The organism is Aestuarium zhoushanense (assembly GCF_056431045.1).
This window is the reverse complement of record NZ_JBWKMA010000001.1, coordinates 124517-136525: the sequence shown is the minus strand read 5'-3', so window position 1 is coordinate 136525 and position 12009 is coordinate 124517. Positions and strand designations below refer to the sequence as shown.

The window sequence follows — 12009 nt, the reverse complement described above, 5'->3', positions numbered from 1 at the left end:
CCTTACTTTACGTCAAAAGCTGTTCGAAATGCCCAGTGCGGAACCGATCAGACCCAGCACGCTGCGGGCGGAATTGATCGGGCTTTCGGTGGCATAAACGAGGTCGCCAGCCATGATCTCAAAGTTGCGGGCGGCAAAGAGGCCGTCGGCGGTTGTGAGGTCCACGGTGAACACGACCTGCTCTTTCGCGGGGCCAGTGCCGTCAGTGCGCAGGGCGGATGCGGGGTATTCCCGCAGAACCAGAACGCCTTTGGGGTTCGCACGGCCAGCATCCACGCCGCCGATCAGCGAAAGCGCCTGCAGTGCGGTCACGCGATCATCGGGAAAAACGAATTCGGATTGTGTGCCCGCAGCGCCGAGCGCGAGGAAGGTGCGGTCGTCTTCTTCGATGAGGATACGGTCGCCGCCCTGCACTTCAGCATCCAGCGAGGGGTTATCAAACAGACGATCAAGCGAGATGCCATAAACCGACGAACCACGGATCAGCTTTACCTGCGGGTTCGCCATACCGCCGCGCGCGCCGCCACCTTGGGCGATCAGCGACAGAACAGTCACGTTCCGACCATCAAGCGGATACACACCCGGCGCGCCAACGCCAGACACGAGGTTTGCGGTATTCGCACGGCCTGGGGTCACAGCAATCTGCACCTGCGCAGACGGGATCGTTTCGAGGTATTTTTCCTCAATCCGCTGACGCGCCGTTTCAGGCGACATGCCCGAGATTTTTAGGTCCCCAACGAAGGGCAAGAACACTTCACCGTTCGAGGACACCACAACGTCTTGGAGCTGCGCCGCACTTCCCCCCGCGCCAGCAAGCAGCGCGTTTTCGCCCGTTTCCCAAACAGTCACTGTGACAACATCGCCGGTGTTAATGATTAACGACGACGGCTGGCCCGCATTACGGATCCACGACCGCGACGTGTCACCAACCACGGGCCACGCGGCCAGACCAGATTGGGTATCACGGGTGACGGCGACCACTTCGAACGTAGCTTCTTCACCAGATTGGGAGGGTCGCGCGGCAGCGATCACCTCTGACTGGAAACCAGCACCACGCGGCGTGTTACACGCGGCAAGGGTGACACAAAGGCCAGCGGCCATCAGATGACGATATGAAAACCCCATGTCCCCCCCGGGAGTGGCTATGATAAGCAGTCTTTGCACCATACTACCCAAATGGATATGGTCAATAACTTGTAGGCCCCTTCGCGGCTTTACCCACAATATTTGGTAGTTTCGTCTGGTAAATCGTGCGGCCACCACGTTACCTAGCGGTGAGTAAGCAGAGGGCGTCCATGGCTAAAGGCATCGTTGTTGTAGGGGCGGGATTCTCGGGCGCTGTCATTGCCCGCCAATTGGCCGATGCTGGATTGACCGTGACTGTGACCGAGAGCCGTGATCACGTCGGCGGAAACTGCCACACCTCTCGCGACGCGCAGACTGGAATCCTGCTCCACCACCACGGACCGCATATTTTCCACACGGGGGATCGGGACGTTTGGGATTACGTGAACCGCTTTGCCGTGTTTCACCCCTATCGCCACGCAGTGCGGACAACAGTGGCAGAGAACGTCTATTCTCTGCCCATTAACCTCCAAACGATTAACCAGTTTTTCGGCACAGCGATGCGGTCGGACGAGGCACGCGCGTTTATCGCCGCGCAATGCGTCGACATCCCGAACCCCGCCAACTTTGAAGAAGCCGCGCTCGCCTCCATCGGGCCCGCACTCTACGAGGCGTTCTTTCGCGGTTATACGGTGAAACAATGGGGCTGCCCGCCGACGGATATCCCTGCCGCCGTGTTTCGCAGGTTACCGCTGCGGTTTAACTACGACGACAGTTACTTTGACCATCCCTACATCGGGATGCCAACGGATGGGTTTACGGCCTTAATAGAGACTATTTTGGATCATCCTTTGATCACTGTGCTACTGGGTCAATCAATGACACAGACCGATTTGGCCGCATACAGTCACGCGTTCTGGACAGGCCCCCTCGATGGGTTTTTTGACCACCAATTCGGTCGGCTCGGGTATCGGAGCCTTCGGTTTGACGAGTTCCGCGAACGGGGCGATTGGCTGGGCTGTGCGGTGATGAATTTCGGGGATGAAACCGTCCCTTACACGCGGATCACCGAACAAAAACACCTCGCCCCGTGGGAAGGTCACGATGCATCGGTGCTCTATGCGGAAACCGCGATCGACTGCGGGCCGAACGATGTGCCCTATTACCCGACGCGGCGTTTGGATCAGCGGGAGCTGCTGGCCCGCTATGTTGAGGCGGCAGAGGCGACCACGAACACCACCTTCGTGGGCCGCTTGGGCACCTACCGCTACATCGACATGGATGTGACCATCCGCGAGGCTATGGACACAGCAGCCGCTTACCTCTCGGCCAAATCAAACGGCACCCGCCCGCCAGTGTTCTCGGTGCGACCACTATGACTGGCATCGCAGCAGTGATCGTAACCTACAATCGGGCGGATCGCTTGCGGTGGACGCTGGATCGCAGCTTAGCGGAGCCGTTCGATAAGGTGTTTGTAGTGAACAACGCCTCGACGGACGGCACATCCGAGGTTTTAGCGCAGTTCGATGACCCACGATTGACCATTATCAACCTCCCCGAAAACCTCGGCGGCGCGGGAGGCTTTGCCGCTGGGATTGAGTCCGCAGAAGATGCCGATTGGCTGGTTCTTTTCGACGATGATGCTTGGCCCGCTGGTGGCGCGTTAACCAACTTTCGGGCAGAGTTAGAGACTGTTTCGCCCGACATTGCCGTTCTTGCCGCCGATGTTCGGCTGCCTGATGGGACGGCCTCTGACATGAACCGCCCGATCATCAATCCGTTCTGGAACCTGAAGGATCGCGCACTGACCACCCTTCGCCATGGACGTGGCGGATTTACAGTGCCCGCAGATACTGCCCGCGACATCGATGCGGCGACCTTTGTCGGCTTCGCCCTGCGTGGGTCTGTCGCGCGGAAAATGCCGAAACCAGAGGCTGGGTTGTTCCTCTATTCCGACGACATTCTCTATAGCCTCGCCCTGCGTAAGGCAGGTTGGCGTATTCGCACCCTGCCCCAGATGCAGTTCATACATGATTGCGAGACGCTCGCGGCGGGCGATGTTTACCGTCCGTTATGGAAAAACCACTACACCATCCGCAATGGGGTCGAAGTCGCCCGTGTTGCCGCAGGATGGATGTTCCCCGCCGCGCTTGCCTACCTCGTCCTGGTCTGGACCAAACGGGGGCTGAGGCTGCATGGCGGGGAACAGCGCGCCTATTTTGCGATCTTTGCCCGTGCGTTCTGGCATGGGCTGCGGCGAAAACGCGGGCGGTATGATCCGCTACATCTGGCGCGGCCACGGTCAAAGGATTAGGCTCTGACCAAAGGAGAAACGATGACGCAATCGCCTCTGCCACCAGCCCATGCGGCCACCCTGCGCCCCCGCCATCGCGGGCTCCTCTGGTCGTTTGTGCTGATCGTCATCTTGCCTGCCGCGATTGCCGCCGCTTATCTCTATCTGATTGCCAAAGACCAATTCGCCTCAACGCTCGGCTTCACGGTCCGCAAAGAGGACACCTCGATCAACACGGACCTCTTTAGCGGATTGGGTCGAACCCTCGGCGCGTCCTCGTCATCAGAGAGCGACATCCTCTACGCTTTCATCCGCAGCCAAGACATCGTCGCGAAAATCGACGCGGAATTGGACCTGCGTCGACTCTATTCCATGCACTATTCCAGCGATCCGCTGATGGGATTTAACCCTGACGGCACGATCGAGGATCTGACCGATTATTGGCAACGGATGCTCAAAATCTCCTACGATACGGGCACGGGCATGATGGAGGTTTCGGCGATTGCCTTCACCGCCGAGGACGCCAAGGCGATTGCGACCGCAATCTATGACCAGAGCACGGTGATGATTAACGCGCTCTCGGATCAGGCACGTCTCGACGCCACCCGCTATGCCGCCGAAGACCTCACCCGCGCTGAGGACCGTCTACGTGACATCCGCGAGGCGCTGACAGAGTTCCGGACCCGCAACCAGATCGTAGATCCAGAGGCGGACGTTGCGGGGCAAATGGGGCTGCTCACCACGCTTCAGGCGCAATTGGCCGAGGCGTTGATCGATTTCGACCTGCTGTCAGGCACTGTTCGCGATGGGGACCCGAGGCTCGACCAGATCACGCGCAGGATCGAGGTGATCCGCGCCCGTATCGACGAGGAACGTGGCAAATTTGGTGCGGGCGAAAACGGTGATCCTGCCTATGCAACGACCATCGCGGACTACGAACGCCTCGCCGCGGATCGCGAATTTGCGGAGCTCGCCTACGGGGCCGCGCGGCAGGCTTATGACGCCGCTATTGCCGAAGCGCAGCGCCAATCGCTCTACCTTGCGTCCTATATCCAACCGACTTTAGCAGAACGACCGAGCTATCCCCGACGCGAGGTGATCTTAGGCCTGATCCTACTATTCACCACATTGGGCTGGGCGGTGATGGCGCTGATTTATTATTCCCTAAGGGATAGGCCATAACCTTTGGGGATAATGATATACCCGAAAGAATTACACACTTCTCGCGCACGCTTTGCGATAGTTAACCATATCCACCTAAACGCAAGGTTTGTGTGAGCCATGCGAAGGGTGCCGAATGTAGTGGTGTAACGATGACCTTTCAGTTTCGACCAGACCAGCCAAGCCCGCCTCGCAATCATGCGCCGATTGTCCAGATCAATGGCGTGACCAAAGCCTTTCGTGGCCAAGGACGCGACATCGTGGTGGCGGACAATATCTCTATGACCGTTCCAGCGGGCACCGCAGTTGCGCTTCTTGGGGAAAACGGTGCGGGGAAATCGACGCTCCTTAGCATGATCAGTGGCAGTTTGCGCCCCGATGCTGGCCGCATTCTTCGTAACGGCACGGTCAGTTGGCCCGTTGGCTTTGCGGGATCGTTCCACGGTGATCTGACGGGCGCGCAAAACACACGCTTTGTCGCGCGGGCCTATGGGGTCGACACCGAAGCCTTGTTGGACTTCGTCACTGATTTTGCGGACCTCGGCGATCAGATCAACGATCCGGTGCGGGGGTATTCGTCAGGCATGCGGGCGCGTTTGGCTTTTGCGCTGTCGATGGGGCTGCCGTTCGACCTCTACCTCGTGGACGAAGTGACTGCCGTGGGCGATGCCAAATTCCGTGCGAAAAGCGCGATGGCCTTTAAGTCGCGCATGGAAAACGCGGGCGCGATCATGGTCAGCCACAACATGGACCAGTTACGGAACTTATGCAGCGCGGGGATGGTGCTCCGCGACGGGCACCTGATGTGGTTCGACAATGTGAACGACGCGATCTGGGCCTATCAGTGCTAGATTTCTAGGTCGGTATTTAAATCCTGAATAAGACGTTTGTGCTTGCGTCCTTCGGCAATGACATCGCCAAACGTCGCAATCCCACGCGCCTCACACATCGCGGTCATCTTGATAAAGGCGTGGGCCGTGGCAATCGTATCACCCATAGCCGTATGCCTTTGTTCGGGCGGGATCACGATCCCCAACCGCTGACAAATCGCATCGAGCGTATGTTCAGCGTCTTGACCAAACACGATCGCAGAGAGCAAAACAGTGTCTAACACAGGGTTAGTAAAGGCTTTGCCGATGCCAGCCTCATGGCGCCGTAGGAATTCGAGGTCGAACGGCGCGTTATGCGCAACCAAGATCGACCCACGGGCAAAGCTGTGGAACTGAGCGCCAACAACTTCGATAGTCGGCGCGTTCTCTACCATTTCGTCGGTGATCCCATGCACCTCGGTTGACCGCGCAGGGATCGGACGTTCAGGGTTCACGAGCCGATTGATCTGTTCGCCCTCAACGATGCGGCCATTCACGACGCGCAGCGCGGCGATCTGGCAAATCTCATCGCCTTGCGACGGCAACAGACCCGTGGTTTCGGTGTCGAACACGACAAAGGTCAGGTCAGACAGCTTTGCCTTTGTCAGCTTGGCGGGTGGCGTTTTCTGCATAAGGTCAAAGTCATATTCGACCCCCCGCTGCATAGACGGCAGCTTGCGACCCGCCAGATGTGGCAGCGGGATTTTCAGGACCGACCGTCCAAAGCGCCCGAACTCTGGCCAGCAATCAGTCGCGTGAATGCGCAGAACCGACCGCCCCGTCACGCCAGGCACGCCAAAATCGAGAGGCTCATCCAGCCACCGAGACATAGTATCAAAGGGCAGCGCATCACCGCTCCAACCCACGGCGATCATCGGGCAATCATCCTCGTCCGCGACGATCAGTGACGGCACCCGCCCGCCGTGTTGATTGACCACTCGATCACACAGATGCGCGAGCAGCACGATAATCGGCAGTGCGCCGACATGCAGACGGGTTGCGTCTGGACCTTCGACAGTCAGATCATTGATATCAAGCCGCGATTTCACCGCGTTGACGATCTGACGGGCCGAGACGTCCTCCATCGGCCAAAGCGACCCGCGACTGCTGTCGTATTCCGCAAAATGTTCACCAATGCTGTGCAGCATCGCATCTAGCCCGTCGATCAACCCTTCGGTCATTTCTGGATCAGCGGCGAGGGCGGCATCCCGTTTGCGGAACTCAATCGCCGTGCGAAGCGACGCCATATGCGGGCGCAAGTCCGCAAACACACGCGTGAGAAGCGCCGTCGATTGTCCGACCACCGCCAAATCATGGGTCACATCGTCGATCGACATCACGTAACCGGGCGTCGCATCGCTTTCGTCGGCGGCGTGGGTCAACCGCATCCGCGCAGAGAGCGTCCGATGCCCCAACACGGTCGTAACCAAGGTCGGGATAACCATATCGGGCCCCTGCCCGTATGCGCAAAGACGGTTATAGGCATCCAAAATCGGTTCAGGTTCGAGGAAGTCGAATAGCGAATGGTTAAGGCCCGGATGATGGTGATCCTCGTCCAGCATCTCTGCCGCAACAGAGTTGTAGAACGCTATTTTATGCGTCCCCGAACAGAGCACCACGCCGAACGGCACATCCGCCGCCATCGCCACAAGCTGCTGTTTTTCATTAATCAATCGCGTGGTTTCCTGCGCGACCGTCTCGGCCAAGGCGTTGCGGGTCTGCGCGAGGTGGCGTGTCACCTCACGTGCGGCTGGGGCAAGATCGCCAAGGTAACGCGCGGTTTTCGGGTCCAGTTCCTCTTCGATGTCCGTATGCGCCCGCGCGGTCAAAGCACCCGCCAGCCATTGCATCGGTTTGGCGAGGTTTTCGTCAAACAGATACCAAATCCACGTCATCAGCCCCAAGAAGCCGAAACCACCAATAATCTCTGCAAAGAGGAAACCGTCCTGTTCGCGCTGACTGCCCAGCCACAGGCCCGCGCCAAAAATCCCTAACCCGCCGAGGGTCATGAACACAAAGAACAGCAGGATGCGAAGACGCAGATGTAGGCGGTCTAGCTTCATCATAGGCTCTCCAACTGCACAAACGGCGCGAGAGTCGTGCGCAACTCTGCTGGGCCAAAAGGTTTGGTCAGGGTCGCGGTCGCGCCAACGGCCTTGGCCTTGCGGACCTCAATATCGGTGCTGCGAATGGTCATCAGGATGATCGGCAGCGCGTCGAAATCTTCGCGCAGGCGTAACGTCTGACATAGGGCAAAGCCCGACTGATCTGGCAGGCTCGCATCAATGACCACGAGGTCGTAACCGTTCGAGGCAATCTGGGTGAGAGCCATTTCAGCCGTTGAGGCAACATCAACCACCAAACCGTTCGCGCCCAACATCGTCGCGATTGCCTTGGTTATCGGTCGTTCGTCTTCGACCAAGAGGACTTTCTTCTCACCCATTTTACTCTCCACACTTTTACGAGCGGGAACACACCGCCTGCATCATTGGGTCTTGGGGGTCGAGCGGCGCAAAGGGTTCAGCACCGCCATCCGTCAAAACCCGCGCAATTTCTGAGGTTTCACATTTGAACCGAACAGCAATCACCTGCTCGGGTTGCCAACGCATCATGCGATAGAGGACTGCCTCGCGTTCGCCTGTCGTCGCCGTGTCAGTGACGTCCGCAACGGCCAAAAAGCCTTCGACCTGCGGCCAAGCGTAGGTCCACGGTTTGTAAAACGCTTTGACCTCTGCGGTGTCGATGACTTCTGCGCCCTCAGGCAGGCCGCCCGAGGTTACTTCAAACCACGAGTATTCGTTGTAGACGCTCAGCCCCAACATCCCGAGGCCAGCCATCACAGGCACGATCCATTGTGGTGCACGGTTACGAGTGATTTTCCGTATGCCGAAGGCAATCCCTGCCATCCCCACGCCCGCGATCACGACCGCGACTAATTCATATAACATGCGTCCTCCCTTAACGCGCTGCCGAGGATGACAGGGCGCTTTGCATGGTTCTTACGATGACGAACGCGTCGCGAAGGTGCGACCGCTCGAAAGCTGGTAACGATGATGGCGTCAGGTAGTTGTCGGGCTTTTGCCCCGCACGAACCTGCGCCGCTTGATGGTTTAGGCGCACAGTGGCGATGGTGTCATACGCGGCCAAGAGGTCGGCGCCCCCTGCCTCGGACACGATGCCAGCCTCAATCGCGCTATCAATCCGCGCGCGTGTGTTCACTGCAGCGATCTGCGCCTTCAGCGCATAAATACGCCCAAGGTCGACAATCGGCACAACGCCGTTGTGTTTCATATCAAGCGTATTGCGGTGTTCACCTGATTTGATCGTCGCGAACCCACGGAACAGCGACAGCGGCGGCACGTGTTTGAGCGAATTCGACGCCATATGCGCGACAAAGATGGAATCCTTTGCCGCCATCGCCAGCGTATCGCCCTGAAGTTCGGCAAAGAGCATTTCATCCCCTGCGATGGGCCGAAGGTCGAACATAACGGAGGCCAACATCTGCGCTTCTTCGTTCGGTTTGGCGATCCACATGCGGAAATAGCTCTGCCAGACCGACAGGCGCTGCCGCCAACGATCAGCGGTCGCCATCATATCACCGGGGCAATAGACGTAGCCGCAGGCGTTCAGCCCGTCACAAACAAAGGTCGCGAGCTGCGCGAAATACTTCATATCATCATCGGTCGCGCTGTCGTGGATGATCAGACAGTTGTCCTGATCCGACACACCCGTTTGTTCGCGGCGACCTTGGCTCCCGCAAGCGGCCCAGCAATAGGGCACGGGCGCGGGGCCGAATTTAACCTCAGCCATTTTGAGCAATCGTCGGGTCACGATGTCAGCCACGTCAGTGACTTTGCGAGTTACAACGTCGTGGGCAAGGTGGCTACCGACCAACTGCATCAGGAAATCGGGCAGACGTTTCGTCACCTCGGACATTTCCTCAACGCTGGTCGCGCGGCCCAAGTCCGCGATCATATGCGCCTGCGAGGTGGCGAGGAACCGCGTAAGGTCGGTCTGGGTGATCATCCCGCGGAATTTGCCATTCTCAACAATCGGCAAGTGACCGATGCGGTGGTCGATCATCATGTGCATCACGTCCGACCCCAAAGCTGACGGGTCCAGCGTCACGGGGTTGCGGGTCATGATGGTGTAGACGGGCAGGTCAGGATTTAGACCCTCTGCCAGAACTTTGTTGTTCATATCGCGTACGGTGAGGATGCCGACCAGCTTGTCGTTTTCCTCGACCCCGAGCGATGAAATCCGTTCGTCCCGCATAAGTCGCGCCGCGTCCTTGATCGCCAGATCGGGCGCGCAGGTGATCGGTTCATGCGCCAGCATGTCCTCGACATGCAGCGTTAAAATACCGCCTTGGGTGATGCCACGGGCACCGCCACGGGTGAAATATCGGTTAAATGTGGCGAAATGTTTGACCGCATTCAGAAACGCGTCAGCGGGAAATAGGTGGAGCACACAATCGCTCGCAGCGCGGGCGTTGGTTGCGGCCTTCCCGTCCCGCAAAAGACCCCGTTCGCCGAAATGGTTTCGTGCGCCCAAGATCGACACCAAAGCCCCAGACGCATCCGTGACCTCAACCGTGCCGTCCTCAATCAGGTAAACCCCGTCGAGCAGATCATCATGGCTGTAGATCGTTTCGCCCGTCACAACATCACGGCGGATCAGCCCCGCACCAACCGTTTTAAGGTCGTGCCGCTCTAGTCCGTCATAAGGGTGAGTGGTTGCGAGAAACCGTATAATATCTGCGTGTTCCAAAGGAGCCTCGTGATCAAAAAAGGGCGCGGGATATACTCCCGCGCCCGATCATATTGTCACGGGTCAGGTTTTGCACTGACCTACGTCAACCTTAGTGGTCAACAGCCGAACCTGCACCGCGCGGAATGCGGATGCTTTCAACCAGCTCTTGAACGTCAGCCGGAACTTCTTCGGTCGCGTTGGACACGAGGTAAGCTACGATGAAGTTGATCAGAGCGCCTACAGCACCGAACGAGGTCGATTTGATCGACAGAAGCAGCGGGTCAGCATCCGAGAAGGACGCAGTCGATGCGACGAAGAACCAACCTTTGTGCAGGAAGATGTAGACGATGGTTGTGATCAGACCAGCGAGCATACCAGCCACTGCACCCTTGTTGTTGATGCGCTTCGAGAAGATGCCCATCAGGATCGCAGGGAAGATCGACGCAGCAGCCAGACCGAATGCGAGAGCAACGGTTTGTGCAGCGAAGCCCGGAGGGTTAAGGCCGAGCCAGGTTGCAACTGCAATAGCAACAGCCATTGCGATACGTGCAGCCATAAGTTCGCCTTTTTCCGAGATGTTCGGGTTGATCTGAGATTTGATCAGGTCGTGCGAAACAGCCGATGCGATAGCCATCAGAAGGCCCGCAGCGGTCGAAAGCGCAGCAGCAAGACCACCAGCAGCAACCAGTGCGATCACCCAGCCCGGAAGCTGTGCGATTTCAGGGTTAGCCAGAACCATGATGTCACGGTTAACGGTCAGCTCGTTTGCGTCACCGTTTGCATAGGTGATTGCGCCGTCGCCGTTTTTGTCGTCGAACGACAGCAGACCGGTTTTAGCCCAGTTGTTCACCCAGTTCACGTCGTTGCCCTGTGCGTCTACACCAGCTTCGATTTCAGCCAGCGAAAGCGCAGCTTCCGAGGTGCCGTTCGGGTAGAAGGTGTTGATCAGGTTCAGACGAGCCATTGCACCAACAGCCGGAGCGGTCAGGTACAGAAGCGCGATGAACACCAGAGCCCAACCAGCCGACGAACGTGCGTCCTTAACGGTCGGAACCGTGAAGAAGCGAACGATAACGTGCGGAAGACCTGCGGTACCGATCATCAGCGATACGGTGAACAGGAACATGTTCAGGGTGGTGTCAGACTGTTCGAGGTACGACTTGAAGCCGAGATCGTTCAGAAGACCTTCGAGGTCCTGAAGGATCGGTTGGCCGGTCGCAACAGAGTCAGAGAACAGACCCAGACCCGGGATCGGGTTGCCAGTCAGCTGGAGCGAGATGAACACAGCCGGAATGGTGTATGCGATGATCAGAACAACGTACTGAGCAACCTGAGTATAGGTGATGCCTTTCATACCGCCGAGAACAGCGTACATGAATACGATTGCAGCACCGATGAACAGGCCGGTCGAGTTCGACACTTCGAGGAAGCGCGAGAACGCAACACCAACGCCGGTCATCTGACCGATAACGTAGGTAACAGATGCGATGATCAGACAGATAACCGCAACTGTACGTGCAGTTTGGCTGTAGAAACGGTCGCCGATGAATTCCGGCACAGTGAATTTACCGAACTTACGCAGGTAAGGTGCCAGAAGCATTGCGAGCAGAACGTAACCACCGGTCCAACCCATGAGGTAGGCCGAGGTGTCGTAGCCGCCGAATGCGATAATACCAGCCATCGAGATGAACGATGCTGCCGACATCCAGTCAGCGCCGGTTGCCATGCCGTTGAGAACCGGGTGAACACCACGGCCTGCAGCATAGAATTCAGAAGTAGATCCAGCGCGAGCCCAGATCGCGATGCCGATGTAGAGCGCGAAAGTCGCACCAACAACCAGCAGGTTAAGCGTAAACTGATCCATTGGTT

The 12009-nt window shown here is 57.9% G+C and carries 10 protein-coding genes; 4 read left to right on the top strand and 6 right to left on the bottom strand.

The genetic code is table 11. The annotated features are described in order from the left end of the window. Positions 1-12: 12 nt before the first annotated feature. A complete protein-coding gene (locus AC07ED_RS00650) occupies positions 13-1125 on the bottom strand; it encodes a polysaccharide biosynthesis/export family protein (protein WP_105236642.1) in 1113 nt (370 codons plus the stop codon). 170 nt (positions 1126-1295) lie between these two features. Here AC07ED_RS00650 and AC07ED_RS00645 point away from each other — a divergent pair, with 170 nt between their 5' ends. From AC07ED_RS00645 to AC07ED_RS00630, 4 genes are all read left to right on the top strand, one after another. Next, the gene (locus AC07ED_RS00645; RefSeq protein WP_105236641.1) at positions 1296-2444 is read left to right on the top strand and encodes a UDP-galactopyranose/dTDP-fucopyranose mutase family protein; all 1149 of its coding nucleotides are present in this window, start codon (positions 1296-1298) and stop codon (positions 2442-2444) included. Further along, positions 2441-3379: a glycosyltransferase gene (locus AC07ED_RS00640; protein WP_105236640.1), complete on the top strand. Its 939-nt coding sequence runs from the start codon at positions 2441-2443 to the stop codon at positions 3377-3379. The genes AC07ED_RS00645 and AC07ED_RS00640 overlap by 4 nt, the downstream gene beginning before the upstream one ends. 21 nt (positions 3380-3400) lie before the next feature. Then, positions 3401-4540 carry a KpsE/RkpR family capsule polysaccharide export protein gene (locus AC07ED_RS00635; RefSeq protein ID WP_105236639.1) on the top strand — a complete coding sequence of 380 codons (1140 nt, stop codon included), beginning with the start codon at positions 3401-3403 and terminating at the stop codon, positions 4538-4540. A gap of 131 nt (positions 4541-4671) precedes the next feature. Further along, a complete protein-coding gene (locus tag AC07ED_RS00630) occupies positions 4672-5370 on the top strand; it encodes an ABC transporter ATP-binding protein (protein WP_478241647.1) in 699 nt (232 codons plus the stop codon). On the opposite strand, the gene AC07ED_RS00625 is transcribed toward AC07ED_RS00630, so the two are convergent. From AC07ED_RS00625 to AC07ED_RS00605, 5 genes are all read right to left on the bottom strand, one after another. Further along, positions 5367-7451, bottom strand: a complete 2085-nt coding sequence (locus AC07ED_RS00625; RefSeq protein ID WP_478241645.1) for a 3'-5' exonuclease — start codon at positions 7449-7451, stop codon at positions 5367-5369. The two genes, AC07ED_RS00630 and AC07ED_RS00625, sit on opposite strands and share 4 nt — an antisense overlap. Beyond that, positions 7451-7831 carry a response regulator transcription factor gene (locus AC07ED_RS00620; RefSeq protein ID WP_105236637.1) on the bottom strand — a complete coding sequence of 127 codons (381 nt, stop codon included), beginning with the start codon at positions 7829-7831 and terminating at the stop codon, positions 7451-7453. Before AC07ED_RS00620 ends, AC07ED_RS00625 begins: the two co-directional genes overlap by 1 nt. A 16-nt stretch (positions 7832-7847) precedes the next feature. Then, complete coding sequence (locus tag AC07ED_RS00615) at positions 7848-8336, bottom strand: hypothetical protein (RefSeq protein WP_105236636.1); 489 nt, start codon at positions 8334-8336, stop codon at positions 7848-7850. Positions 8337-8346: 10 nt separating this feature from the next. Beyond that, positions 8347-10158: a putative nucleotidyltransferase substrate binding domain-containing protein gene (locus AC07ED_RS00610; protein ID WP_105236635.1), complete on the bottom strand. Its 1812-nt coding sequence runs from the start codon at positions 10156-10158 to the stop codon at positions 8347-8349. A 91-nt stretch (positions 10159-10249) separates the two neighbouring features. Then, entirely contained in the window at positions 10250-12004 is a 1755-nt protein-coding gene (locus AC07ED_RS00605) for a sodium:solute symporter family protein (RefSeq protein ID WP_105236634.1), read from the bottom strand. Between the last annotated feature and the right edge of the window lie 5 nt (positions 12005-12009).

Bases quoted from the DNA above. Each gene is read 5' to 3' on its own strand.
- AC07ED_RS00620 (WP_105236637.1), bottom strand. From the start codon at position 7,831: ATGGGTGAGAAGAAAGTCCTCTTGGTCGAAGACGAACGACCGATAACC.
- AC07ED_RS00625 (WP_478241645.1), bottom strand. From the start codon at position 7,451: ATGAAGCTAGACCGCCTACATCTGCGTCTTCGCATCCTGCTGTTCTTT.
- AC07ED_RS00645 (WP_105236641.1), top strand. From the start codon at position 1,296: ATGGCTAAAGGCATCGTTGTTGTAGGGGCGGGATTCTCGGGCGCTGTC.
- AC07ED_RS00650 (WP_105236642.1), bottom strand. From the start codon at position 1,125: ATGGGGTTTTCATATCGTCATCTGATGGCCGCTGGCCTTTGTGTCACC.
- AC07ED_RS00635 (WP_105236639.1), top strand. From the start codon at position 3,401: ATGACGCAATCGCCTCTGCCACCAGCCCATGCGGCCACCCTGCGCCCC.
- AC07ED_RS00615 (WP_105236636.1), bottom strand. From the start codon at position 8,336: ATGTTATATGAATTAGTCGCGGTCGTGATCGCGGGCGTGGGGATGGCA.
- AC07ED_RS00630 (WP_478241647.1), top strand. From the start codon at position 4,672: ATGACCTTTCAGTTTCGACCAGACCAGCCAAGCCCGCCTCGCAATCAT.
- AC07ED_RS00605 (WP_105236634.1), bottom strand. From the start codon at position 12,004: ATGGATCAGTTTACGCTTAACCTGCTGGTTGTTGGTGCGACTTTCGCG.
- AC07ED_RS00640 (WP_105236640.1), top strand. From the start codon at position 2,441: ATGACTGGCATCGCAGCAGTGATCGTAACCTACAATCGGGCGGATCGC.